This window comes from Stenotrophomonas sp. GSD10, assembly GCF_056172695.1.
This window is the reverse complement of record NZ_JAOCMC010000002.1, coordinates 4,043,955-4,069,579: the sequence shown is the minus strand read 5'-3', so window position 1 is coordinate 4,069,579 and position 25,625 is coordinate 4,043,955. Positions and strand designations below refer to the sequence as shown.

At 68.1% G+C, this 25,625-nt stretch carries 20 protein-coding genes, 1 tRNA gene and 1 pseudogene; 11 read left to right on the top strand and 11 right to left on the bottom strand.

What is annotated here, in order from left to right:
• Window positions 1–7: 7 nt before the first annotated feature.
• Window positions 8–2,728, top strand: coding sequence for a bifunctional acetate--CoA ligase family protein/GNAT family N-acetyltransferase (locus N4G47_RS18975; protein ID WP_475289547.1), 2,721 nt, complete (start codon window positions 8–10; stop codon window positions 2,726–2,728).
• Window positions 2,729–2,802: 74 nt separating this feature from the next.
• Here the strand turns inward: N4G47_RS18975 and N4G47_RS18970 are convergent, their stop codons facing one another.
• Window positions 2,803–3,183, bottom strand: coding sequence for a YbjQ family protein (locus N4G47_RS18970; protein WP_107232596.1), 381 nt, complete (start codon window positions 3,181–3,183; stop codon window positions 2,803–2,805).
• A 290-nt stretch (window positions 3,184–3,473) separates the two neighbouring features.
• Here N4G47_RS18970 and N4G47_RS18965 point away from each other — a divergent pair, with 290 nt between their 5' ends.
• Window positions 3,474–4,181, top strand: a complete 708-nt coding sequence (locus N4G47_RS18965; protein ID WP_475289545.1) for an alpha/beta fold hydrolase — start codon at window positions 3,474–3,476, stop codon at window positions 4,179–4,181.
• A 153-nt stretch (window positions 4,182–4,334) separates the two neighbouring features.
• Here N4G47_RS18965 and dkgB read toward each other — a convergent pair whose 3' ends face one another.
• The gene (gene dkgB / locus N4G47_RS18960; protein ID WP_475289543.1) at window positions 4,335–5,144 is read right to left on the bottom strand and encodes a 2,5-didehydrogluconate reductase DkgB; all 810 of its coding nucleotides are present in this window, start codon (window positions 5,142–5,144) and stop codon (window positions 4,335–4,337) included.
• An 84-nt stretch (window positions 5,145–5,228) separates the two neighbouring features.
• Complete coding sequence (locus N4G47_RS18955) at window positions 5,229–6,443, bottom strand: MFS transporter (protein ID WP_475289541.1); 1,215 nt, start codon at window positions 6,441–6,443, stop codon at window positions 5,229–5,231.
• 104 nt (window positions 6,444–6,547) lie between these two features.
• On the opposite strand from N4G47_RS18955, the gene N4G47_RS18950 reads away from it, so the two are divergent.
• Complete coding sequence (locus N4G47_RS18950; RefSeq protein WP_475289539.1) at window positions 6,548–7,450, top strand: LysR substrate-binding domain-containing protein; 903 nt, start codon at window positions 6,548–6,550, stop codon at window positions 7,448–7,450.
• A 160-nt stretch (window positions 7,451–7,610) separates the two neighbouring features.
• Here the strand turns inward: N4G47_RS18950 and N4G47_RS18945 are convergent.
• Window positions 7,611–9,730 (bottom strand): annotated as a pseudogene (locus N4G47_RS18945) (methyl-accepting chemotaxis protein).
• A 184-nt stretch (window positions 9,731–9,914) separates the two neighbouring features.
• Here N4G47_RS18945 and N4G47_RS18940 point away from each other — a divergent pair.
• From N4G47_RS18940 to N4G47_RS18925, 4 genes are all read left to right on the top strand, one after another.
• Window positions 9,915–10,370 (top strand): Rrf2 family transcriptional regulator, encoded by a 456-nt coding sequence (locus N4G47_RS18940; RefSeq protein WP_249842491.1) that lies wholly within the window; start codon window positions 9,915–9,917, stop codon window positions 10,368–10,370.
• A complete protein-coding gene (locus tag N4G47_RS18935; RefSeq protein ID WP_475289537.1) occupies window positions 10,360–11,265 on the top strand; it encodes an NAD(P)/FAD-dependent oxidoreductase in 906 nt (301 codons plus the stop codon). The genes N4G47_RS18940 and N4G47_RS18935 overlap by 11 nt, the downstream gene beginning before the upstream one ends.
• 128 nt (window positions 11,266–11,393) lie before the next feature.
• Entirely contained in the window at window positions 11,394–13,064 is a 1,671-nt protein-coding gene (locus N4G47_RS18930; RefSeq protein ID WP_475289535.1) for a SulP family inorganic anion transporter, read from the top strand.
• Window positions 13,061–13,681, top strand: coding sequence for a ParB-like protein (locus N4G47_RS18925; RefSeq protein ID WP_475289533.1), 621 nt, complete (start codon window positions 13,061–13,063; stop codon window positions 13,679–13,681). The genes N4G47_RS18930 and N4G47_RS18925 overlap by 4 nt, the downstream gene beginning before the upstream one ends.
• Window positions 13,682–13,718: 37 nt before the next feature.
• Here N4G47_RS18925 and N4G47_RS18920 read toward each other — a convergent pair whose 3' ends face one another.
• From N4G47_RS18920 to N4G47_RS18905, 4 genes are all read right to left on the bottom strand, one after another.
• Window positions 13,719–14,939: an RtcB family protein gene (locus N4G47_RS18920; RefSeq protein ID WP_475289531.1), complete on the bottom strand. Its 1,221-nt coding sequence runs from the start codon at window positions 14,937–14,939 to the stop codon at window positions 13,719–13,721.
• A 57-nt stretch (window positions 14,940–14,996) separates the two neighbouring features.
• Window positions 14,997–16,121: a slipin family protein gene (locus tag N4G47_RS18915; RefSeq protein WP_475289528.1), complete on the bottom strand. Its 1,125-nt coding sequence runs from the start codon at window positions 16,119–16,121 to the stop codon at window positions 14,997–14,999.
• Between the two features lie 353 nt (window positions 16,122–16,474).
• A tRNA-Gln gene (locus N4G47_RS18910) sits at window positions 16,475–16,546 on the bottom strand.
• Between the two features lie 647 nt (window positions 16,547–17,193).
• A complete protein-coding gene (locus N4G47_RS18905; protein WP_475289526.1) occupies window positions 17,194–18,150 on the bottom strand; it encodes an aldo/keto reductase in 957 nt (318 codons plus the stop codon).
• A 168-nt stretch (window positions 18,151–18,318) separates the two neighbouring features.
• Between N4G47_RS18905 and N4G47_RS18900 the strand changes: the two genes are divergently transcribed.
• Both N4G47_RS18900 and N4G47_RS18895 read left to right on the top strand, forming a co-directional pair.
• Window positions 18,319–19,176, top strand: a complete 858-nt coding sequence (locus N4G47_RS18900; protein WP_475289525.1) for a class I SAM-dependent methyltransferase — start codon at window positions 18,319–18,321, stop codon at window positions 19,174–19,176.
• 159 nt (window positions 19,177–19,335) lie between these two features.
• Complete coding sequence (locus tag N4G47_RS18895; RefSeq protein WP_475289522.1) at window positions 19,336–19,875, top strand: pseudouridine synthase; 540 nt, start codon at window positions 19,336–19,338, stop codon at window positions 19,873–19,875.
• A gap of 94 nt (window positions 19,876–19,969) precedes the next feature.
• Here the strand turns inward: N4G47_RS18895 and N4G47_RS18890 are convergent, their stop codons facing one another.
• On the bottom strand, window positions 19,970–20,344 hold the full coding sequence (locus N4G47_RS18890; protein ID WP_107232582.1) for a hypothetical protein: 375 nt from the start codon (window positions 20,342–20,344) through the stop codon (window positions 19,970–19,972).
• A gap of 278 nt (window positions 20,345–20,622) precedes the next feature.
• Complete coding sequence (gene hrpB, locus N4G47_RS18885; RefSeq protein WP_475289518.1) at window positions 20,623–23,127, bottom strand: ATP-dependent helicase HrpB; 2,505 nt, start codon at window positions 23,125–23,127, stop codon at window positions 20,623–20,625.
• 89 nt (window positions 23,128–23,216) lie between these two features.
• Between hrpB and N4G47_RS18880 the strand changes: the two genes are divergently transcribed.
• Both N4G47_RS18880 and N4G47_RS18875 read left to right on the top strand, forming a co-directional pair.
• A complete protein-coding gene (locus N4G47_RS18880) occupies window positions 23,217–23,690 on the top strand; it encodes a hypothetical protein (RefSeq protein WP_475289514.1) in 474 nt (157 codons plus the stop codon).
• A 52-nt stretch (window positions 23,691–23,742) separates the two neighbouring features.
• Window positions 23,743–24,540, top strand: a complete 798-nt coding sequence (locus N4G47_RS18875; RefSeq protein ID WP_475289512.1) for a TatD family hydrolase — start codon at window positions 23,743–23,745, stop codon at window positions 24,538–24,540.
• Window positions 24,541–24,750: 210 nt separating this feature from the next.
• On the opposite strand, the gene N4G47_RS18870 is transcribed toward N4G47_RS18875, so the two are convergent.
• Window positions 24,751–25,620 carry an NAD-dependent epimerase/dehydratase family protein gene (locus N4G47_RS18870; protein WP_475289511.1) on the bottom strand — a complete coding sequence of 290 codons (870 nt, stop codon included), beginning with the start codon at window positions 25,618–25,620 and terminating at the stop codon, window positions 24,751–24,753.
• Window positions 25,621–25,625 lie beyond the last annotated feature (5 nt).

Genomic DNA, 25,625 nt, shown 5'->3' with positions numbered 1-25,625 from the left:
TAGGCGCATGAGTACCTACCACCTGCAGTCCGTGTTCCGTCCGCAGTCGGTCGCGGTGATCGGCGGTAGCCCGCGTGAGCGCTCGGCCGGCCGCGCAGTGATGCGCAACCTGCGCGGCACCGGCTTCCCCGGCAAGGTGGCGTGGATCAACCCACGGCATGCTGAGATTGATGGCATCCGCACGGTCAAGCGGCTGAAGGACCTGGACTGGGTGCCGGACCTGGTGGTGATCACCGCACCGGCGGCGATCGTGCCGCAGGTGGTGCGTACCGCTGCCGAACGTGGCGTGCAGGCGGCCATCATCCTCACCGCACACCTCGGTGAAGGCCCGGGCTCGCTGTCGGCGCAGGTGGAGGCGGTGGCGCGCAAGCACGGCCTGCGCATTCTCGGCCCGCACTGCCTGGGCGTGATCGCGCCGCATGCGCGGCTCAACGCCAGCATCGCCGCGCATTTCCCGCAGGCTGGCGATCTTGCGCTGATCTCCGAATCCTCGGCCATTGCCGCTGCGCTGGTGGAGTGGGGTGTGGCGCGCTCGGTCGGTTTTTCTGCCGTGGTGTCGCTGGGTGACACCCTGGACGTCGACTTCGGCGACCTGCTCGACTACTTCGCCACCGACTACCGCACCCGCGCCATCCTGCTGTATGTCGAGCAGATCAAGGACGCACGCAAGTTCATGTCCGCTGCGCGTGCCGCCGCGCGCGCCAAGCCGGTGGTGGTGGTGAAATCCGGTCGCGCCGAACGCGTGCAGCCGGGCAGCCGCGATACCCATGTGCAGGCACTGGCGCGCGCCGACGATGTGTATGGGGCGGCGTTCAACCGCGCCGGCCTGCTGCGCGTGGGTGCATTGGACGAACTGTTCACCGCTGCCGAATCGCTGGGCCGGCTGGGCACCTTCCCCGGCCGCCGGCTGGCCATTCTCAGCAACGGCGGCGGTGTCGGCCGGCTCGCCGTGGACCAGCTGATCGCGTTGCGCGGCACGCTGGCCAACCTGTCCGACAGCACGGTCGAGAAGCTCGATGCGGTGCTGCCACAGGGCTGGTCGCGCAGCAATCCGGTGGACATCGTGGTCGACGCCGATGGTGATCGCTATGCCGCGGCCATCGAAGCGCTGCTGGCCGACAACGAGAATGACGCGGTGATGGTGGTCAACGTGCCGACCGCATTCACCTCATCGGCAGACGCTGCGCAGGCGCTCACGCGCACGCTTGGCCTGCGCCCGCGCCACCACCGCGACAAGCCGGTGTTCGCGGTGTGGCTGGGCAACGACGACCAGGCCACCGCCACGCTCAACGCGGCACGGGTGCCGACCTATCCCACCGAGGCCGAGGCCGTACGTGGCTTCCAGCATCTGGTGCGTTACCGCGAAGCGCAGAACGCGCTGATGGAAACGCCGCCCAGCTTGCCGCAGGACTTCAGTGTCGACGCGGCGGCCGCACGCGCGCTGGTCGATGCGGCGTTGGCCAATGGCCAGCAGTGGCTGGACCCGCTGGCCACCCACGAGCTGCTCAAGGCCTACGGTATTCCGTCGGCGCCGGTGATGCACGCGCGTGATGCGCACGAGGCGATGGATCTGGCGCAGCCCCTGCTGGAGCGTGGCGCCAGCGTGGCACTGAAGATCCTGTCGCCGGATATCCCGCACAAGTCGGAAGTCGATGGCGTGCGCCTGAACCTGACCACGCTGCCGGCGGTGCAGAGCGCAGCCAACGCGATCCTGTCGCGCGCGCGCCAGCTGCGGCCGGACGCGCGCATCGATGGCCTGCTGGTGCAGCCGACCATCGTCCGCCCCAAGGCGCGCGAGATCATCGTCGGCATCGCCGATGACGCCACGTTCGGCCCGGTGATCGTGGTCGGCCGTGGCGGCACGGCAGTGGAAGTGATCAACGACAAGGCACTGGCGCTGCCGCCGCTGGATCTGCGCCTGGCCCATGAGCTGATCGGGCAGACCCGCGCCTCGCGCATCCTCAAGGCGTATGGCGATGTGCCGGCTGCCGACGAACGCGCGCTGGCCCTGGCACTGGTGAAGCTGGCACAGCTGGCTGCCGACATCCCGGAAGTGCGCACGCTTGACATCAACCCGCTGCTGGTCGACAGCAAGGGCATCCTCGCCCTTGACGCGCGTGTAGCGGTGGCACCCTCGCGCATCCTGCACAAGGGCCGCGGCCATCCGCGCTTCTCGGTGTTCCCGTACCCGAAGGAGTGGGAGCGCACCATCGAACTGTCCGATGGCGGTCGCGCGTTCGTGCGGCCGGTGCGGCCGGAAGACGATGCACTGTTCCGCGCATTCTTCGCCCGGGTCAGTGACGAGGACCTGCGCCTGCGCTTCTTCCAGTCGGTGAAGCACTTCAGCCACGAATTCATCGCGCGCCTGACCCAGCTCGACTATGCGCGCTCGATCGCGCTGGTGGCCATTGAACCGCGCAGCGGCGAAATGCTCGGCGCGGTGCGACTGCACGCCGATGCCGATTACCACCGCGGCGAGTACGGCATCCTGATCCGTTCGGACCTGAAGGGCCACGGCATCGGCTGGCGCCTGATGGCGATCATGATCGAGTACGCCAAGTGGCTGGGCCTGGATGTGGTCGAGGGCCAGGTGCTGCGCGAGAACAGCACCATGCTGGCGATGTGCCAGAGCCTGGGCTTCAAGACCAAGCTGGACCCGGACGACCCGACGGTGATGGTGGTGACCCTGCCGGTGCAGCAGGTCGAAGTGCCCGAAACGCCTTTGTAGAGCCGAGCCCACGCTCGGCTGTCCTGCATCGCACGGGCGCGCCTGAGTCGAGCAGGCTCGACTCTACCATCGCGTTATCGCAGCGGCTCCACCACCACCGCCGTGCCATAACACAGCACCTCGGTCAGCCCGGTCATCACATCGGTGGCGTCGTAGCGCATGCCGATGATCGCGTTGGCGCCCAGCTGCCGCGCGTGCTTGACCATGTCGCGGTAGGTTTCCTCGCGCGCCTGCTCGCACAACTCGGTGTAGATGGTGATGTTGCCGCCGAACAGGGTCTGGATGCCGCCAAGGAAGTTGCCGACGATCGAGCGCGAACGCACGGTGATGCCGCGCACCACGCCCAGGTTGCGCACCACCCGATGGCCAGGCAGCTCGAAGGCGGTGGTGACCAGCGCGTCGTCGAAACGCAGGGCGGGCGGGGAGGTGGGGCTGCTGTTGTAGGGATCTGCCATGGTCGCGTCCGTGTCGTAGCGTCGAGCTTGCTCGACTGCTCTGGGGTTTCGTAGCGTCGAGCTTGCTCGACTGCTCTGGGGTTTCGTAGCGTCGAGCTTGCTCGACTGTCATGGCTGCAGTCGAGCAAGCTCGACTCTACGGCAAGGGCGGTCGAGCAAGCTCGACTCTACGGCAAGGGCGGTCGAGCAAGCTCGACTCTACGGCAAGGGCGGTCGAGCAAGCTCGACTCTACAATGCAATCACCCGTTGCGGCATGGTTCCGTCACCCCGCTGGCGCGACAATAGCCCCATGACCGACCGCATCCCCCTGTTGCTGCTCCCCGGCCTGCTCAACGATGCCGAGCTGTGGCGTGCCCAGCTGGCCGACCTGGCCGATACTGCCGATTGCACCGTAGGCGACCAGACCCGTGGCGAAACCCTGCAGGCCGTGGCCGAGGATGTGCTCGCGCAGGCGCCGGAGCGCTTCGCGTTGGCGGGCTTCTCGCTGGGTGGTTTCGTCGCCCAGCAGATCCTGCGCATTGCGCCGGAACGGGTGATGCAGCTGGCGTTGATCGATACCTCGATCCATGCCGACTCACCGGAGCGTGCCGAACAGCGCCGCAGCCAGCGCGCCAGCGTGCGCCTGCCGGGCAAATTCCACGGCTTCGGCGATGCGCTGATGCGCAGTTACATCGACGCATCGCGGCTGGACGACTACGTGCTGGTGCAGCGCGTGCGCGACATGACCGCCCGCCTGGGGGCGGAAGTGTTCCTGCGCCAGAGTGCGCTGGAGCGACGCGATGGCCATGACGTGCTGGCGGGCTACCGCGATCCGCTGCTGATCGTGTGCGGTGCCAACGACCGCATCACGCCGCTGGCGGTGAGCGAGGAAATGCACGCATTGGTGCCGCATTCGCAGCTGGTGGTGGTGCCCGATTGCGGGCACCTGGCGCCGATGGAGAAGCCTGAAGAAGTCAGTGCAGCGATGCGCGGGTGGTTGCTGCAGAGCAGGGAGTGAACGGTAGGTGCCGACCTTGGTCGGCACGCTGTTTCAACGATCGATCATGGGTAGGTGCCGACCTTGGTCGGCACGCTGTTTCAACGATCGATCACAGGTCAGTGCCGACCAAGGTCGGCACCCACCGATTCCGTTCCGCAATCGCGGTCGGGATCAATCCCAGGCCGGCGCAATGCCTTCCGGATTGGCCAGGCGGTGGCCACGATCGAGCTTGGCGATCTGCGCCATGTCTTCGTCCGTCAGGCGGATCGCGGCCGCTTCCAGGTTGCTGGCCAGGTTCTCGCGCTTGGTCGAAGACGGAATGACCGAGAAGCCCTGCTGCAATGCCCAGGCCAGCGCGATCTGCGCCGGCGTGGCCTGATGGCGGCCGGCGATGGCCTGGATCACCGGGTCCTTGATCACCTCGCCATAGGCCAGGCTCATGTAGGCGGTGATGTGGATGCCGTTGTCCTGCAGGAACTTCACCAGCAGGCGGTTCTGCAGGTACGGGTGGATCTCGATCTGGTTGGTGGCGATGGCCTCGGCACCGAGGATCTCGATCGCCTTGCGGGTCTGGGCGATGGTGAAGTTGGAAATGCCGATCGCGCGGGTCAGGCCCTGCGCCTTGGCTTCGGCCAGCGCCGGCAGGTACTCCTCCATCGGCACGTCGACCTTGTCGTTCGGCGACGGCCAGTGGATCAGCGCCAGATCGACGCGGTCGGTGCGCAGCTTTTCCAGGCTGGTACGCAGGCTGGCCAGCAGCGCATCGCGCTTGAACTCGGTGATCCACACCTTGGTGGTCAGGTACAGATCATCACGCGGCACGCCGGACTCGGCGATGGCCTGGCCGACTTCGGCTTCGTTGCCATAGATCTGCGCGGTATCAATGGCGCGGTAGCCGACGTCCAGCGCGTTGCGCACCGAGTCGATCACGGTCTGGTCCTTCAGGCGGAAGGTGCCAAGGCCAAAAGCGGGGACAGTCATGTGAAGCTCCAAGGGGAGGGCGTCGCAGAAGGAAGAGGGTAGGGCAGGTGCCGTATGCATGCCGGCAACGCTGCATTGCATGAATCAATGTGCGGCCACGGCAATGCCCTCGGCACGGTCATCGACACCGTCGCGACGGTCCAGGCGGCCGCTCAGCACGGTCAGCGCATACGCGCCCACCACCACCAGCGCACCCAGCCACGGCGTGTGCATCAGGCCGACGTGCTCCACCACCAGGCCACCCAGCGAGGCGCCCAGGGCGATGCCGATGTTGAAGGCGGCGATGTTCAGGCCCGAGGCCACGTCGCTGGCCTGCGGTGCGTAGCGCTGCGCCTGCTTCACCACGTACACCTGCAGGCCCGGCACGTTGCCGAATGCCACCGCACCCAGTGCCAGCACGGTCAGCAGCATCAGCCAGGTGTTGTAGGCGGTGAAGGTGAGCACGAACAGCACCACCGCCAGCAGCGCGAAGATGCGCTTCAGCGCCGGCACCGGGCCCATGCGGTCGGCCAGGCGGCCGCCCCACAGGTTGCCGATCGCCACCGACACGCCGTACACCAGCAGCACCAGGCTGACCGCATTGGCCGAGAAGCCAGTGACGTCCTGCAGGATCGGCGCCAGGTAGGTGAAGGCCAGGAAGGTACCGCCGTAACCCAGCGCGGTCATCGCATAGACCAGCAGCAGGCGCGGCTGCGCCAGCACGGCCATCTGCTGGCGGAAACTGGCCGGCACGCTCTGCGGCAGGTTGCGCGGGACGAACAGCAGCGCGCCCAGCAGGGCGACCACGCCCAGCGCGGCCACTGCCAGGAAGGTGGCGCGCCAGCCCAGGTGCTGGCCGATGAAGGTGCCCAGCGGCACGCCGGTCACCAGCGCCACGGTCAGGCCGGTGAACATGATGGCGATCGCACTGGCCGCCTTCTCCTTCGGTACCACCGCGGTGGCGATGATCGAACCGATCGAGAAGAACACGCCATGGGCCAGGCCGGTGAGGATGCGTGCAGCGATCAGCGAGGTGTAGCCCGGCGCCAGGAAGGCGATGACGTTGCCGACGGTGAACAGCACCATCAGCGCCACCAGCAGCTGCTTGCGCGGCACGCGGCCGGTCAGCGCGGTCAGCACCGGCGCGCCGATGGCCACGCCCAGCGCGTACAGCGAGACCAGCAGGCCGGCCGAGGGCAGGCTGACCTGCAGGTCAGCAGCGATGGTCGGGATCAGGCCGACGATGACGAATTCGGTGGTGCCGATGGCGAAGGCACCGAGGGTCAAGGCCAGCAATGCGAGGGGAATGCCACGGATCATGGCAGGCTCCAGAGAGAGGAAGGCGCGCAGTGTGCGCGGCCCACCTTTGCGGAAAAACCGGTCTTCACGCCAATCACTCTTGCCTGTTGGTCAATAATGGCGGCATGAAGACCACCCTCGACGAAATGCAGGCCTTCCTCGCCGTGATCGACAGTGGCTCGATCAGTGCCGCTGCCGAGCAGCTGGGGCAGACCCCTTCCGGCGTGAGCCGTGCGCTGGGACGGCTGGAGGACAAGCTGGGCACCACCCTGCTGACCCGCACCACGCGCCGCCTGCACCTGACCGCCGAGGGTGAGGCCTACCTGCGCCACGCCCGGGCGATCATTGACGCGGTGGAGTCGGCCGAGGAACAGATGGCCGCGCGCCGCGAGCGTCCGGCCGGACGCCTGCGCGTGGATGCGGCGATGCCGTTCGTGCTGCACGTGATCGCGCCGCTGGTGTCCGGCTACCGCGCGCGCTACCCCGAGGTGCAGCTGGAGCTGAACAGCTCCGAGCGCTATATCGACCTGCTGGAACGGCGCACGGACCTGGCCATCCGCATCGGCCCGCTGACCGATTCCACCCTGCATGCCCGTTCGCTGGGGCGATGCCGCCTGCAGCTGGTCGCCAGCCCGGCCTATCTGGCCACGCACGGTGAACCGGCCAGTGTGGCGGCGCTGGGTCAGCACACCCTGTTGGGCTTCAATGAACCGGAGTCGCTGAACCGTTGGCCGTTGACCGGTGATGCCGACGGCCAGTTGCTGGTACGCCCGGATATTGCGGTATCCAGCGGCGAAACCCTGCGCCGGCTGGCGGTGGAAGGGGTGGGCATCAGCTGCCTGTCCGATTTCGTCACCGATCGCGACCGTGCCGCCGGCACGCTGGTGCCGGTGCTGGCCGCGCAGACGCTGGATGTGTATCAGCCGATCCATGCGGTGTACTACCGCAACACCGCGGTGTCGGCGCGGATCAGCTCGTTCCTGGATTACCTGGGTGAAGCGATGGCCAAGAGCGATTACCTGCGTTGAAGGTTGCGGCCGGGTCGTTGGGTTGCCGGCCAGCGGCCGGCGCTACCGCAGGTTTCGGTGGGTGCGGACCGTTGGTCCGCACTGATCCTGCCGTCGCCCGACCAACGGTCGGGCGCTATCCCGTCCGGTAGTGCCGGCCGCTGGCCGGCAACCGGATCCCTCACGCCGCGCGCGCCAGCGCATCCTTCGCTGCGACCGTGCTCGACAGGTCGAACACATCCACCGCATCGATCAGGCGGTTTGCCTGCTGCTCCAGGCTGCGCGCGGCGGCGCTGGCTTCTTCCACCAGCGCGGCATTCTGCTGGGTGGTGCCATCCATCTGGATCACCGTCTGGCTGACCTGCTCGATGCCCACGCTCTGCTCCTGCGAGGCGGCGGAAATCTCGGCCATGATGTCGGTCACGCGCTGCACCGACGCCACGATCTCGGCCATGGTGTCGCCGGCCTCGCGCACGCGCTGCGCACCGTGGCCGACCTGTTCCACCGAGGCTTCGATCAGCGCCTTGATCTCCTTCGCGGCACCCGCCGAACGCTGCGCCAGCGTGCGCACTTCGCTGGCCACCACCGCAAAGCCACGGCCCTGTTCGCCTGCGCGTGCCGCTTCCACTGCGGCGTTCAAGGCCAGGATGTTGGTCTGGAACGCGATGCCATCGATCACGCTGATGATCTCGGCGATCTGCCGTGACGATGTCTCGATCGCGCCCATTGTCGCCACCACCTGGCCGACCACGCTGCCACCCTGCGAGGCGACGCTGTGCGCGCCGATCGCCAGCTGGTTGGCCTGGCGCGCGTGCTCGGCGTTCTGGCGCACGGTGGAGGTCAGTTCCTCCATCGAGGCAGCGGTCTCTTCCAGATTGGCCGCCTGCTGCTCGGTACGGCGCGACAGGTCGTTGTTGCCGGCGGCGATTTCCGCAGCAGCGGTGTGGATGTTGCCGGAGGCGTGCTTGATGTCGGTGACGATGGTCGCCAGCTGTGCGGCGGTGGTGTTGGCGTCGCCGGCAATGCGTGCGAACACGCCCTGGAAATCGCCGTGCATGCGTGCGCCGAGGCGGCCGTCGGCAATCGCGCGCAGCATGCTGGAGACCTCGCCCAGGTTCAGCTCGGTGGTCTGCATCAGCCGGTTCAGGCCGTCGACCATCGCGCGGAAATCATGCTCGAAGCGCGCGCTGTCGCCACGCTGGCTGAAGTCGCCGGCGGCGGCCGCTTCGGCCAGACGACGGATCTCGCCATTGATCGCGCCGAGGTTGTGCTTGACCGCATCCAGCGCCTCGGTGATCACCGCCTTCTCGCCGGGCAGGCGCTCCATGTCCTGGCTCAGGTCGCCGATGGCGTAGCGGCCCATGATCGCGATCGCGCGCATCTTCACCTGGATGTGCGCCTCGACCAGTGCATTGCTGTCGGCCACCATGGTGCCGAACGCACCGGGGAAGGCGCTGGCATCCATGCGGTGGCTGATGGTGCCGGCCTCATGCGCCTGCGCCATCGCGGTCTGCGCATCCAGCACGCCGCGTAGCGTGGACTGCACCGCCTGCATGGCCTGTGCGAGGCGACCGATCTCGTCGCGGCTGCGCACCTGCACCACGTGCTGCAGGTCGCCGGCGGCCACCGCGCGGGCGGCCGCTTCCACCGCCAGCACCGGCTGCACCACGGCGCGTCGCAACCACCAGGCCAGTCCCATCAGCAGCAGCGCCGCGCCAGCACGGTCAGCGCCGCGCACAGCAGCAGGGTCTGCCGCGCCTGCTGCGAGCGCGCCGCCACCGCCGCTTCAGCCACCTGCGTGGCGTGCGTGCTCAACGCGTCCAGCGCACTCGCCACCGGGCGATCCTTGCCGCGCACGAGATCGTCGCCGGCGGCCGGCGCGTAGCTGGCTTCGGCAAAGGCCTGCAGCGCGGCGTGGTAATCGCGCTGCAGCTGCGCGTGCAGGCCGGTGAACGCCTGCGCCAGTTCACGCGTGCGTGCATCCGGGCTGGCCAGCAGGCCCTTGGCCAGCTGCTCGACCAGGCGACCCTCGCTGTCGAACGCGTCCAGATGGCGCTGGCGCAGCGCGTCGTCATGGCCGCGCAGCAGCACGTTCTTCCATTCCTGCACCTGGCCGCGGAACTCGCGCTGCAGGCGTTCTGCATCGCGGCTGTGCGCGACTTCGGGCGGGACTTCGGTGGACAGCTTCAGCCAAGCAGATGCCAGGCCGGCCAGGGCGCACAGCAGAACCACAGCCAGGCCAACGGAAACCGCGCCGAGCAGCTTGGACTGCAGCCGCGGCGCACGGGTGGACGCATTCATGTGGGAGCACTCTCGGGAAGGGGCGATGCGGTATCGACCGGTTTCGATCCCCTCTGAAGTGCGACGTTCATCACATTCGCGTTTCGTTCAAGGAGGTGAAGGAAACATTTCATAGGACAAATGTGTCCAGATGGAACGAAAGCAGACTCTCGACAGGGGATCTAAATGTAACTACTGTAGTTACATGAAATCTGCGAACCCGCTCTCCGACGCCCTGCACGTGATGGCCCACCTGGTCGGCCAGCAGGGCCCGCGCACCTCCGAACAGCTGGCCGCGTGCCTGCCGACCCACCCGGTGGTGATCCGCCGCCTGCTGGCCCAGATGCACAAGGCCGGGCTGGTGAACAGTACGCGCGGCCACGGTGGCGGTAGCCAGCTGGCACGCGAAGCCGCAGCGATCACCCTGCACGACATCTATCTGGCCGTCGGGGCGCCCGCGCTGGTGCAGGTCGGTACGCGCGATGCCGGCCGTGGTTGCCCGATCCAGCAGCTGGTCAACAACGCCCTGCTGGAGGGCGCGCGCGAGGCGCAGCGGCTGCTGGAAGCGCGCCTGCAGGCGACCACGCTGGATCAGCTCGGCGCCGACTTCGCCCGTCATCTCGCTCATCATCGCTCCCTGGAAGGTCACCATGAATCCTGATGTGCTCATCGTCGGCGGCAGCTATGCCGGCATCGCCGCTGGCCTGATCCTGGCGCGTGCCCGTCGGCCGGTCACGATCATCGACGCCGGTTCACCGCGCAATCGCTTCGCCAGCCACTCGCACGGCGTGCTCGGGCTGGACGGCATCAGTGGTGCCGAGCTGCTGAAGACCGCGCGCCAGCAACTGCTGGATTACCCCAGTGTGCGCTGGCTCAATGCCGAGGCCGTGCAGGCCCATGCCACCACCGACGGTGTGGAAGTGCGTACCGCCGATGGCCAGGTGCTGGCGGCGCGCAAGCTGCTGCTGGCCAGCGGCATCGCCGACCAGCTGCCGGCGTTGCCGGGCCTGGCCGAGCGCTGGGGCAGCACCGTGCTGCATTGCCCCTACTGCCACGGCTATGAAGTCGGTGGCGGCGCCATCGGCCTGCTCGGCGGTCATCCGATGTCGGCCGCCAAGGCGCCGTTGTTTGCCGACTGGGGCAATGTCACCTTCTTCAGCCAGGGCCTGGCGATCACTGACGAGGAGCTGGCGGCGATGCAGCAGCGCGGCGTGCAGATCGAGACGACGCCGGTGGTGAGCGTGCAGGGCGATCAGCCGACCTGGCTGGAAGTGGAGTTGGCCGATGGCCGCCGCATCGCGCAACGCGCGCTGTTCGTGCCGGCCACGCAGGCGATGGCGACGCCGCTGGTGCAGCAGCTGGGCTGCGCGTTGGTGGAAAGCCCGTTGGGCGTGCTGATCGAGGTCGACGCGATGAAGCAGACCTCGGTGCCGAATGTGTACGCCGCCGGCGATGCGACCACGGTCGGCAACATCACCCTGGCCGCTGCCGAAGGCGTGCGTGCAGGTATCGGCATGCACCACGCGCTGGTGGCCGAGGACAGCGTGCCGCATTGAACGCACGTGTTCCGGTAGATGCCGACCTTGGTCGGCGCTGCTCCATCCACGCATGGCGTGGATCTACTGACGCGGCATCCACTGTCCAACGCAGATAGTGGTGGCAACACCCCGCGCCCGGACCCGGCATGGACGAAGCGAACCGCCTCCGATCTCTCCTGGCGCCCTTGCAGGGCCTGCGTGGCTGGCGCCCGGCGCAGGCCACGCGGGATGCCATCGCGGGCATCACCCTGGCCGCGATCACCCTGCCCGAACAGATGGCGACGGCGCGGCTGGGTGGCTTCGAACCGCAGGTCGGCTTCTACGCCTTTGTCGGCGGCACGCTCGGCTTCGTGCTGCTGGGCCGCAACCGGCGGCTGACGGTCGGCGCCGATTCCACCATCACCCCGATCTTCGCACTTACCCTGGTCGGCCTGGCCGCGCAGCAGTCTGGCGCGCTGGCCGGCACCGCGGTGGTGCTGGCGCTGATGGTCGGCGCGTTCCTGGCAATGGCGGCGCTGCTGCGCATCGGCGTGGTGGCCGCGCTGCTGTCGGTACCGGTGGTGACCGGCTTCCTCGGCGGCATCGCTGTCCACATCGCAGCTTCGCAGCTGCCGGTGGCGCTGGGCGTCAGCGTGTCTTCCAGCGCGTTGCCCGAACGCCTGTACGAGCTGCTGCGGGCACTGCCGCACGCGCAGCTGCTGCCGACCCTGATCGGCTTCGGCGTGCTGCTGGCGATGGCACTGTGCGACCGGATCAATCCGCGCATTCCCGGCGCATTGATCGCGGTGGCCATCGCCACGCTGCTGGTCGCCACGCTGGGGGCCGAGCGGCTGGGCGTGACGACCCTCGGTGCGGTGTCTCCCTATCCCCCTTCGTGGCAGCTTCCGCCGCTGGAAACCTTCACCACCCTGGTGCCGCTGGCGCTGCTGCTGACTCTGGTCATCATCATGCAGGTGGCTGCAGTGGACCGCGCGTTTCCCGGCGAGGAAGAACCCGACGTCAACAAGGATTTCCTCGGTGTCGGTGCCGGCAACCTGCTGTCGGCCGCGTTCGGCGCCTTCCCGGTCAATGCCAGCCCGCCGCGCACCGCGGTGGTGGTGGAAGCCGGTGCGACCTCGCAGCTGGGTGCCTTGATTGCAGCCGCGCTGGTGATGCTGCTGGCGTTCTGCGGCGGCCGCGTGCTCGGTGCGATTCCCGAGGCCGCACTGGCCGGTGTGCTGTTGTTCGTGGCGGTGCGCCTGTTCCGCCTGCGCGTGCTGATCGACATCGCTCGCCGGGCGCGCGGCGAAGCGCTGCTGGCGGTGCTCACCTTCCTGGCGGTGGTGTGTCTGCCGATCCAGTCCGGCATTGCGATAGGCGTGGGGCTGGCCCTGCTGCATGGCGTGTGGATGATCGCGCACAGCCCGATGCTGGTGCTGTCGCGCCTGCCGGGCACTACGGTCTGGTGGCCGGGCAGCCGCGGCGAGACCGAGCCCGGGGTGACTGTGCTGGCCTTCCAGGCACCGCTGCTGTTCGCCAACGCTGACAGCTTCAAGCGCCAGCTGCTGGCCAGCGTTGATGCGAGGCCCGCGCCGGGGCTGATCGTGCTGGAAGGCAGCGCGATCGTCGAGATCGACTACAGCGCAGCGCAGAGCCTGCGCGAGGTGATCGGCCTGTGCCAACAGAAGGGCATCGTGTTCGTCATTGCGCGGCTGGGCTCGTTGCGCGCGATGCAGGCACTGGACCGCTTCGGCATCGCTGCGCTGCTGGGGCCAGGGGGAACAACCCCCAGCGTGCAGCAGGCCGTTGATCACTACCACGCACGAGGTACGCCATGACCCGCATTCCCGAACCGCGGCTGTCGCCGGTCGCCATCCTCGAACTGCGGCCGACGCAGATGAGCGTGGGCCTGCTGGAAGTGCAGCGCAAGCGCGCGCAGTGGAAGACCTTGCCGAAGGAGGGCGAGGAGCGCTATCTGGGGCGGCACATGGTGCCGGTGGTGGTGGGGCCGTCGAACCGGCTGTACCTGATCGACCACCATCATCTGGCAGTGGCCCTGCACGAGGAGGGCATCGAACACGTACTGACCGCCGTGCAGGCTGATCTCTCGCACCTGCCACGCAAGCTGTTCTGGACGGTGATGGAACGCTATTGCTGGGCGCATCCGTTCGATGCCGAGGGCGTGCGCCAGCCGCCGTCGGCGATGCCGAAATCGCTGCTGGACCTGGCCGATGATCCGCATCGCTCGCTGGCCGGCGAGGTGCGCCGCAGTGGTGGCTACGCCAAGTCGGTGCAGCCGTTCGCCGAGTTCCTGTGGGCCGACTACTTCCGCCAGCGGATGTCCCGCAAGCTGATCCGCCGCGACTTCCGCAAGGCGGTGGCCACCGCCACCGAACATGCGCGGCACGCCGATGCGCGCTATCTGCCAGGGTGGTGCGGCGTCGAGCACGATTGAGGCGCAGTGGGTGCCGGCCTTGGCCGGCACCGTTCCCTTACCCCTTTACGCACAGCACCTGCCGCAGCGTATGCACCACGTCGACCAGGTCCAGCTGCGCCGCCATCACATCGTCGATCGACTTGTACGCTGCCGGTGACTCGTCCAGCACGCCGCTGTCCTTGCGGCATTCCACGTGTGCGGTGGCTTCGCGATGCTGTGCCAGCGTGATCTGCTGGCGTGCGGCGCCACGGCTCATCACCCGGCCGGCACCGTGGCTGCAGCTGTGGAAGCTGTCCGCGTTGCCCTTGCCGCGCACGATGTAGCTGCGCGTGCCCATGCTGCCGGGAATGATGCCCAGCTCGCCCTCGCGCGCGCTGACTGCGCCCTTGCGCGTCACCAGCAGCTCCTGGCCGTGATGCGTTTCCTTCTGCACGTAGTTGTGGTGGCAGTTCACCGCCATCGCCGCCAGCTGGAACTTCGGCAAGCGGTGGCGCATTTCGGCCAACACCCGCGACATCATCGCCTCGCGGTTCTGCCGCGCGTAGTCCTGCGCCCACGACACCGCCTCCACGTAGTCGTCGAACAGTGGCTCGCCTTCCATGAAGAACGCCAGGTCCTTGTCCGGCAGGTGGAAGCCGAGCACACGCCGTGCCAGCTCCTCGCGCGCCTTCTCGATGAAGTAGGTGCCGATCAGGTTGCCGGTACCGCGCGAGCCGCTGTGCAGCATCACCCACACCGTGTCCGTCTCGTCCAGGCACAGCTCGATGAAGTGATTGCCGCCGCCCAGCGTGCCCAGCTGGCGGTCGAGCTTGTCGGTGCGGATCTTCCGATGCCTGTCCTTGATCTTCTCCAGCCCGGCGGCCAGCCCGGACTGCACCAGCCGGGTGTGGATGCTGTCGGGCATGCGGTGATGCTCGCCACCTCGCCCATTACCAACCGGGATGCTGCGCTCGATGCTGTTGCGCAGCTGCCGCAGGTCATCGGGCAGGTCGTTGGCGCGCAGCGTGGTGCGCACCGCCGCCATGCCGCAGCCGATGTCGACGCCAACCGCAGCCGGGATGATTGCACCGCGGGTCGGGATCACCGAGCCGACGGTCGCGCCCTTGCCCAGGTGTACGTCCGGCATCACTGCCACCCACGGCCCGACGAACGGGATCGCAGCGATGTTGCGCAGCTGCTCGTGGGCCTGTGCTTCCAGCGGCACACCGTTGACCCAGCCCTTGATCGGCGTGGTCCCCTCGGCGTGCAGCCATTGATAGTTCTGTTGCGTGTCCATTGTCTTGTTGATTGTCCTTGATGGGCCGGCGGCGCGTCCCTGCGCCGCCGCTGCCCCCTACCTGATCGTCACCAGCTGCTTCAGCACGCCGTCCAGGCCGCCGAACACGGTGAGCTTGTCGATCTTCTCGGTGACCTTCTCCAGCGCCTCCAGCTCCTTCAAGCGCATCAGCACCGGGTTGTCCTCGATCAGCTTTGCGGTGTTGAGCTGCGAGCGCGTGGCGTTGGCCTCCTCGCGGCGGCGGATCACGCTGGCCTGGGCCTGCTTCTCGGCCAGCACCACGCCGTTGAGGATCTCCTTCATCTCGCCCGGCAGGATCACGTCCTTGATGCCGACGCCGAGCAGGCGTACGCCGTGGCCCTCGATCGCGGCCTGTACATGGGCGGCGATCTCGCCGTCCAGCGCGGCCTTGTCACCGAGCAGCTCGTCCAGGCTGCGTGCGGCGATCGCCTGGCGCAGGCCGAACTGCAGCTGCCGATAGATGAACTCATCGGCGTTGCTGAGCGTGCGGTGTGCACGCACCGGGTCGACCACCTGCACGGTCGCGGCCAGGTTCACCCGCAGGGTCACCTTGTCGCGGCTGAGCAGTTCCTGGCCGGACACGTCCAGCGAACGCGCACGCAGCTCCACCCGCTCCACCGACACGTTGCCGTTGAAGTTCCAGAACGCGTGCAGGCCGGCACCCAGCGTCTGCCGCAGCGTGCCATCGATGAACAGCAGGCCGACCGACTCGCTCGGCACGGTGCTGATCACCGCCACACGCGGCAGCACGCCCAGCTGACCCAGGCGCTGCTGCACGTCCACCGGCACGTACGGCTCGTCACCCAGTGCCAGCACGCGCACCTGGGTGTCGACCGAACCGCGCCAGTACAGACGGCGGCTGCCCGGCGGCAGGACTTCATCGATGCGGCCGTTGCGCAGCAACAGGCCGACCTCACCGGCGCCGACGTTGGCCAGCACGAAGTGCGTGTCCAGCGTCGCGCCCAGCGCTTCGATCAGGCTGTCCTGGTCGCTGCCGGTGTAGGCCGCGCCCTTCGATGCGCTGTGGATGTCCACCTGCGGGCGGCCGCCGAACAGCGACAGGCGGTGCACACCCGGCAGCAGGATCTGCTGGAAACGACGGTTGCGATACACCAGGCCGCGCTCGCCGTCGCCGATCACGACCTTGATGGTCCAGAACATGGGAGTCTCTCCTTGTATGGCTCTGGTGGTTCGACCCGATGGAATGAATGCCATGACCCGGGTCGAACAGGTCGTGGCAGGGCCGGCGTCACACGCAGTGCCGCCGGCGGAAGAGGGCGGCCATCGGCGGACGGTCCGCGCGCGGGGCCTGCGGTGCGTCGTCACCCTTGCGGCCATCGCTGCCGGCAGACAGCACCGGAGCAGGGTGGGGCAGGTAGTGGTGACAGGCCGAGGCCCGGCGTGCGGTCCGTTGCCCTTCCTGCGGCGCCCGGAGGCGTTCGCAGAACCGGCGACGATGGCCGCTGGGGCGTGCGCCCCGGGTGTTGCTTCTTGTCATGACGTGGAAGGTCATGTGGTTGGAGTGGGAGTCGAACCCACGACAGACGGAATCAGGATCCGTTGCTCTATCCCTACTGAGCTATCCAGTGGTGAACCGCGCGGAATCGAACCGCGAGCCGGCGAACCGGCGCCTGCCTCCAGCAGGCGATCCAGGCGATGGCATGTCCGCGACCTCCGGCATACGCCACGGCATCGCCGCGCGCACCAGCCCGTGGTTGAAACGGGACCGTTGGTAGTCGAGGGTGCAGGCCACCGACATTATCGCGAGCGATAATGTTTGGGTGCGATGCAGATAATGTCCAGGCGTTGCCATTGGCACGAAGAGAATCCTCCGGCGCGGCGGGAAAACCTGGGTCAGTGCGTGGCGGGCTGCCGCGCGGGGTGCAGTTCTGGCATCGCGGGTCCTTGTGTCGACGCAAACGAAAACGCCCCCGGGACTTGCGTTCCGAGGGCGTCGTCAAGCCTCGGAGATCGGGGTGGCCGATCTCCGCAGGGCGGGTATCAGGCCGTTGTCAGCAGGTCTTCCTTGCGGAACGCGCGCGCCAGCACGTCCATGCGCAGGCATGGCAGCAGTTTGGCGATGGCGACGGAATGCGCGTTCAAGGGAAGTTTCCAGTGGTTGTTGAAACGAGGTGCGCACGATAAACCACGATTTAGTCGTGCGCAACCATTTTGTTCAATTATTTTCTTCGGTATGTGTGCAATGCCGGCCAGCGGCCGGCACTACCGGGTCTCACGCTTCCGTGCTGGCGGCGTCCAGTTGCGCGACATCCTGCACGCTCAGCGACAGGCTCGCCGCCGCCAGCAGCTCGTGCAGCTGCTCGACGCCGGTGGCGCTGACGATCGGCGCGGTGATCGACGGCCGCGCGATCTGCCACGCCAGCGCGATCTGCGCTGCGGTCGCGCGGTGCTTGCTGGCCACGTCATCCAGCGCCTGCAGGATGCGCAGGCCGCGCGGGTTCAGATAGCGCTTCACCACCGTCTCGCCACGCGCCGGGCTCTTGGCCGCATCGGCCGGCGTGCGGTACTTGCCGCTGAGGAAGCCGCTGGCCAACGCGTAGTAACCGATCACGCCGATCTGTTCGCGCTGCACCAGCGGTTCCAGCTCGCTTTCGTAGCCGGCACGGTCGTACAGGTTGTACTCCGGCTGCAGGGTTTCGTAACGCGGCAGCTTGTAGTCGGTGGACACCTTCAGCGCATCGGCCAGGCGCGTGGCGCTGTAGTTGGAGGCACCGATGGCGCGCACCTTGCCGGCTTCGATGAGGCGGCCGAATGCGGCCAGCGTGGCTTCCAGCGGTGTGGACTCGTCGTCCTCGTGTGCCTGGTACAGATCGATCACGTCGGTCTGCAGGCGGCGCAGCGAATCCTCGACGGCGGCATTGATGTTGTCCGGGGTCAGGCCGGGGCGCTCGGCCCACTTGGCCACCTTGGTCGCCAGCACCACCTTGTCGCGCTTGCCGCTACGCGCGAACCATCTGCCGATCAGCGTTTCCGATTCGCCGCCGACATTGCCGGGTACCCACGCCGAATACACATCGGCGGTATCGACCAGATTGAAGCCGGCATCGACGAAGGCATCGAGCAGGGCGAAGCTGGCCTTTTCATCGGCGCTCCAGCCGAACACGTTGCCGCCGAAGGCGAGCGGACGTACATGCAGGCCGGAACGGCCCAGTTCGCGGGTTGCCGTCATGGGCACGGACTCCTTGGGGAAGTGTTCCAGAATAGAACGCGTTGTGTGACCGTGCTGCGGCGGTGGCCACAAAACAGTGTTCCGCAACGCGCACGCCCATAACGTTTTGTGAACACCTGGGGCGCTGCGGCTGCTAGTCTCGCCGCATCTTCCGCTGGAGTCGCTCCGATGATGCCTGCTTCGTCCCTGCGTGGTTGCCGCCTGCTGCTTGCTTCGGCCCTGCTTGCCGCTGTTCCCGCATTCGCCGCACCGGCCACGGTGGCGCCGGCGAAGATCCAGGTCTCACCGGCCATCGATGCGGCGGTGAAGGCATCGACCCGCGACGCGAACAATGCCAAGCGCGACACCTATCGCCATCCCGCGCAGACCCTGGCCTTCTTCAAGGTCGCACCGGAGAAGACGGTCATCGAGATTACCCCGGGCAACGGCTGGTACTCGGAAATCCTGGCGCCGCTGCTGCATGACAAGGGCCATTATGTCGCCGCCGTGGTCGATCCGATGGCCGTGGCCGAGGGCCGCGGCCGCGACTACCAGCAGCGCAGCCGCGACAGCCTGGAAAAGAAGTACGCCGCTGCACCGGCGCAGTTCGGCAAGACCGCCGTGGTGGCCTACGATCCGGCCAAGCCGGTGTTCGGCCCCGCCAACTCGGCCGACGTGGTGCTGACCTTCCGCAACGTGCACAACTGGCGCAAGGCCGGTCAGGCGCAGGGCATGTTCCAGGGCTTCTTCAACGTGCTCAAGCCGGGCGGCGTGCTGGGCGTGGTCGAGCATCGTGCCAAGGCCGATGTGGCCGACGACGATGACACCGGCTATGTCGGCCAGCAGCAGGTGATCGCGATGGCCGAGGCCGCCGGTTTCAAGCTGGAGGCGCGCAGCGAGGTCAACGCCAACCCGCGTGACACCAAGGACCACCCGAACGGCGTGTGGACGCTGCCGCCGACCAACCAGCACGACAAGGCAGATGATGCGAAGTACCAGGCGATCGGCGAAAGCGACCGCATGACCCTGCGCTTCATCAAGCCGTAAGGGGGCATGCGCTGACCCTGTAGAGCCGAGCCCATGCTCGGCTCATCGCGCGCAGCGCGACAGGGAACAACAGCAGCCGAGCATGGGCTCGGCACTACAGGGACGTGGCGCGTGGCGCGGCGTGGGACAATGTGCCATCCGCCGCCCGCCGTGCCCGCAATGCTGATCGCCTTCAACAAGCCCTTCAACGTGCTCTGCCAGTTCACCGACCGCAGCGTGCCGCCGCGGCCGACGCTGGCCGGGTTCGGCTTGCCGCCGCGCGTGTACGCCGCGGGCCGGCTCGACCATGACAGCGAAGGCCTGCTGCTGCTGACCGACAACGGCACGCTGGCGCACAAGCTGACCGACCCGAAGCACAAGGCCGACAAGACCTACTGGGTGCAGGTGGAAGGCACGCCCAGCGATGAGCAGCTGCAACAGCTGCGCGACGGCGTGGTGCTCAACGACGGGCCGACGCTGCCGGCGAAGATCGAGCGCCTCGATCCGGCGCCGTCGCTGTGGACGCGTGATCCGCCGGTGCGCTTCCGCAAGACCGTGCCCGACAGCTGGCTGGCGATCACGATCCGTGAGGGCCGCAACCGACAGGTGCGGCGGATGACCGCAGCGGTGAACCTGCCGACGCTGCGCCTGGTGCGCGTATCGATGGGGCCGTACCGGCTGGACGATCTGCGGCCCGGACAGTGGCGGCAGATCGGTTGAAACAGAAAGGGCCGGAGGCCTTGTGGCGTCCGGCCCTCACAGGCTGACGGGGTCAGACCTCTTCCGCAGGAAGGGCTCTGACCCACTCGGCAACTCAGGCGTCGCTGCCGATATCGCTGTGCTCGTCGACCACGGTGGCATTGCGACGGTCACGTGCACTGATGCGATGCGCCTGGCCATCCACCACCTGGCCGTTGGCGGCCTTCTTCTTCTGCTGTTTGCGGTACAGCGCATAGCCGAGCAGGCCGACACCGACCGCTGCAGCGGCTACCGCCACTGCCGGGTTGCGGCGCACGAACTTGGTGGCGGCCTTGCCGCCGGTCTTCACCGCGCCGATGGCGGCACCGGTCTTGATCCAGTCCGCATTGCGCAGGCTGCCACCGGCGCTCTTCAGGCCGTCGCCGGCCGTGTGTGCCAGTTCCAGGGCGCGCTCCAGAGCGCGGTCGGTGATTACGGTCAGCTTGCTCATGCGGGGGTCCTTTGCCTCGGGTCGAAGTCCAGTGTCGCGTGTTGCCCGTAAACGGTATGTCAGTCGGCGTTGCGCGTGGCGTGACTCTACCGCAGCCATTCAGGATCGGGCAGGGTCCGCACTCGATAGGGCCGACCGCGTCCACGCCCGGTAGTGCCGGCCGCTGGCCGGCAGCCTCGTGGCACCGTGTGGAAAGCGTTGCCGGCCAGCGGCCGGCACTACCGCTCATGTACGGGGGTCAGAGCCCATTGCGATGCAATGGGATCCGACCCCGCCCCTCAGGTTCCGCGTGGCTTGGCGCGATGCGTGGCCGTGGCCGTCCACGGGTCATCCGGCCAGGGGTGGCGCGGGTAGCGACCCTTCATTTCCTTCTTCACCTCGGCGTAGGTGTTCTCCCAGAAGTTGCGCAGGTCCTGGGTGACCTGCAACGGGCGTCCGCCGGGCGACAGCAGGTGCAGGGTCAACGGCACGCGGCCATCGGCGATGCGCGGGGTGTCGGCCAGGCCGAACAGTTCCTGCAGCTTCACCGCCAGCACCGGTGGCAGTGGCTCACCGTTCTCGCTGTCCAACGCGTAGGTGATCGGCCGTTCCAAGCCTGAAGGCACGGTGATGCGGGTCGGTGCATGGCGCTCGACCAGCTGCCGTTGTGACCACTCCAGCGGTGACTTCAGTGCCTCGCCGAAGCTGGATTCATCCAGCGCATCCAATCGCGTCTTGCCGGCGAACGCCGGTTGCAGCCATTGCGCGCGCGTGGCCAGCAGGGCGTCGTCGCTGCAGTTGGGCAGGCCGAGCTCGGGCATCCAGCGCCGCAGCGATTCCACCCGTGCCTGCCACTGGCGCAGGCCTTCGGTCCAGGGCAGCGCCTGCAGGCCGAGCTCGGCCACCGCGTCGGTAAGCGCCTGCGCGGCATGCTGCGGATCGACCCGGCCGGCCGAGCGGCTGTCCAGCACGATGCGGTCGAAACGGGTCTCGCGCAGCGCCACTAGGGCGCGGCGCTCACTGTCCCAGCGCACCACATCTTCGGTGACGAAGCGCTCCGGCCACGCCTTGCGCAGCCGATCTTCGTCCACCGGTGCGGCCCGCAGCAGCAGCGCATCGCGCGCTTCGAAGCGCAGTTCGCTGGCCACCAGCCACGGTTCGCCACGCAGGTCGCTCAGTTCGTGCAGGCGCGTGCTGCGGCCATTGGCCAGCAGGTAGCGCAGTGGATCACTGGGATGCTGGAAGCCGATCCGGTCGGGGAAGGCGTGCGCGAGCAGGTCACCCAGTTCGTGCGCCTCGATGCTTGCCGGCGGCGTGGCTTCGCAGCGCAGGCGTCGTCGCCACTGCTTGGCGGCCGCATCGATGGCGGCCAGCCCGCTGCGGTTGGCGTCGCCCGGTGCACGGCCGTTGCGGAACGCCGCCAGTGCCCGCCAGCGCGCAGCCAAGGCGTCGCCGCCCTGGCGCAGCGGATCGCGGGCTTCAAGGAGCGCGGCCAGATCCGCCGCCAGTGCCTGTGCGCGTGCATCCGGCGCGGCCAGCAGCATCGCCGCCATGCGCGGGTGCGTACCCAGCGCCAGCACGCGGCGGCCGAGCGCGGTGATCGCGCCGCTGCTGGACAATGCGCCGAGCCGTTGCAGCAGTTCGCGCGCCGCGCCCATCGGTCCTGACGGTGGCGGATCGAGGAAGCGCAGGTCGCTGCTGCCCCAGGCTGCCAGTTCCAGCGCCAGCCCGGCCAGTTCCACCTGGTCGATCTCGGCGCGGCGCTGCGGCTCCAGCCGCTGCGACTGTGGCCACAGTCGCCAGGCCACGCCTTCGGCCACGCGTCCGGCACGGCCGGCACGCTGGTCGGCCGAGGCCTGCGCGATGGCCACCACGTCCAGCCGGGTGAAGCCGCTGTTGGGGTCGTAGCGCGGTTCGCGCGCCTGACCGCTGTCGATCACCACGCGCACGCCAGGCAGGGTCACCGAGGACTCGGCCACATTGGTGGCCAGCACCACGCGGCGGCGGCCGTCGCTGGCGGCCTGCAATACGCGCGCCTGCTGTTCCACCGGCAGCTCGCCATGCAGCGCCAGCACCTCGATGCCGGCATCCAGCGATTCCTGCAACCCCGCCTGCACGCGCGCGATCTCGCGCTGGCCGGGCAGGAACACCAGCAGGTCACCGGGGTGTTCGGCCAGCGCCTGCTGCACCGCGCGGCGCACCTGCAGCTCCAGCGCTTCATCGCGGCGCGCCGGGAAATGGCTGATCGCCACCGGGTAGCTGCGGCCCTCGCTGCTCAGGCGCGGTGCATCGAGGAAGCGCGCCAGCCGCTCGCCATCCAGCGTGGCCGACATCACCACCAGGCGCAGGTCGTCGCGCAGCTGCGCCTGCACGTCCAGCGCCAGGGCCAGGCCGAGATCGCCACTGAGGTGGCGTTCGTGGAATTCATCGAACAGGATCGCGCCGACCTCTTCCAGCATTGGGTCGTCCTGCAGCATGCGGGTCAGGATGCCTTCGGTGACGACTTCAATGCGCGTGCGCGCCGAGACCTTGTTCTCGAAGCGGATGCGGTAGCCGACCGTGCCACCGACCTCCTCGCCCAGCTGCCGCGACATGAACAGAGCAGCGCTGCGCGCGGCGACCCGGCGCGGTTCCAGCAGGATGATCTTCCGGCCCTGCAGCCACGGCGCATCCAGCAGCGCCAGCGGCACCTGGGTGGTCTTGCCGGCGCCAGGTGGCGCTTCCAGCACCAGCCGCGGCTGCGCGGCCAGGTGCTGCTGGATCTGCGGCAGCAACGGGGAAATCGGGAAAACAGGCGGTTTCATACGCCAAGGATAAGCGCCCAAACGCCGACTTGGCTTGACCCCGCACGGTTGCGGGTGTTCTGGTGGCGCGCCCTGCCTCCCAATTGCACATGCGTACCCGTCTCCTGCTTGCTTCACTTCTGCTGCTGCCCCCGTGCAGCAATGCCAGCGCCGTGATATCCGACACGGCCCACCCGATGGCGCGCCTGCTGGGCGCGGACATCCAGCAGCGCTACCTGCCGCAGGGCATGAGTGATGAATCGTCAGTGCGGCTTGCGTACGAGCAGGGCGTCCTGCGCTCGCCAGACTTTCCCTCACTGGAACTGTCCGGCGACCAGGCCTTCATCTTTCTTGCCCAGTTCGCCCGCAGCAGAATGGGGTTGACCTTCAATACCCTGACGGTGTGCCACGATCCGGACGGCTTCCGGTTGCTGGTCGACGGTGGAGCGCGCGACATCTGCGCAGCGCACCCCGACGCGGGGATGCGGTTCATCCGCCAACAGAATGGCGACCTCGTCTGTGAACCCTGCGCGGCGCTCAATCTGCCTGAGCGCTGGGAGCGCCACGATCGCAACGTGGAATGATCCACCGTAGTGGCGGGCTACAATGGGCGGGAACACTGTCCTGCAGCCCCCCATGCACCTGATCGATATCGGCGCCAACCTGACCCACGATTCCTTCGACCGCGACCGCGACGCCGTGCTGGACCGCGCGCGCCAGGCCGGCGTGGTGCAGATGGTCATCACCGGTGCCAGCCGCGAGCACTCACCGCTGGCCGTGCAGTTGGCCCAGCAGCACCCCGGCTTCCTGTATGCCACCGCCGGCGTGCACCCGCATCACGCGGTGGAATACACCGAGGAATGCGATGCCGAGATGCGCGCGCTGCATGCACATCCGGAAGTGGTGGCGGTGGGTGAGTGCGGGCTGGACTACTTCCGCGATTTCTCGCCGCGCCCGGCCCAGCACCGCGCGTTCGAGCGCCAGCTGCAGCTGGCCGCGGACAATGGCAAGCCCCTGTTCCTGCACCAGCGCGACGCGCATGCCGATTTCATGGCGCAGATGAAGAACTTCGAAGGTCGCATCGGCCCGGCGGTGGTGCATTGCTTCACCGGTGAACGCGACGAACTGTTCGACTACCTGGACCAGGACTGGTACATCGGTATCACCGGCTGGCTGTGCGACGAGCGCCGTGGCGCGCACCTGCGCGAACTGGTGAAGAACATCCCGGCCAACCGCCTGATGATCGAGACCGACGCACCGTACCTGCTGCCGCGCACGCTGAAGCCGATGCCGAAGGATCGCCGCAACGAACCGATGTTCCTCTCGCACATCGTGGAAGAACTGGCACGTGACCGTGGCGAGGACGTGGCAGTGACCGCGGCCAATGCCACGGCGGCCGCACGCACGTTCTTCCGGCTGCCCGACGCCGGTTGATGGTAGTGCCGGCCGCTGGCCGGCAACAGCATGAACGCGGCAATCATCGCGCGATTGCCGGCCAGCGGCCGGCACTACCGGAGCAGGTCGCGCAGGCCTTCGCGGTAACTCGGGAAGCGCGGCAGGGAACGCGCCCACCCCGCGTCGTAGAGTCGAGCTTGCTCGACTGCCGTGCGAAAGCAGTCGAGCAAGCTCGACGCTACGAGTGGTTCAAGGCGATTCCAGCAGGTCGCGCAGGCCCTCACGGTAACTCGGGAAGTGCGGCTGCCAGCCCAGCGCCGCACGCGTGCCACGGCTGTCGATGCGCTTGCTGCTTTCGTAGAAGCGCCGCAGGGCCGGGCTCAGCCCCGGGTCGTCCCAGGCCACCGCAGGCGGCATCGCAAAGCCGCCCAACTGCGCGGCGAAGGCCAGCACCTCCTGCGGCGGCGCCGGCTCGTCGTCGCTGGGCAGGTACATCCCCTGCGCGACCGGTCGCTGCATCGCGGCGATGATCACCGCGGCAAGATCCTGCACATGCAGGCGGTTGAACACCAACCCGGGCCGCACCACGTGGCGTGCACGGCCCTGTGCCAACTGCACCAGCACATTGCGACCCGGCCCGTACAGCCCGGGCAGGCGCAACACTGCCGAGGCGATGCCGCGTTGTCCGGCCAGCGCCCGCCACTGGGCCTCCGCCAGCCTGCGTTGCACGCCGGCGGCCTCGCTGGCGTCGGCCACGCTGGTTTCGTCGATCCAGCCGCCGGCGCGGTCGGCATACACCGAGGTCGATGACAGATAGCCGACCCAGCGCAGGGCCGGGCTGGCCTGCAGCACCGGCAGCAGCAGGCGCAAGGCAGGATCGCCCTCGGCATCCGGCGGCACGCTGCACAGCACGGCCTCGGCACGCGCGATCTCATCGAGCAGGGCAGCTGAAGGCGCGGCGTCGGCCTGCAACCGGTGCCGACGCAGGCCATCGTCGGGGGCCGCTGCTGGATCGCGCACTGTTCCCGCCACCTGCACGCCGCGTGCCTGCAGCTGCGTGGCCAGCACGCGGCCGCTGCAGCCCAGGCCGAGGATCAGCACCCGCGACGGCTGCGGCATGTGGC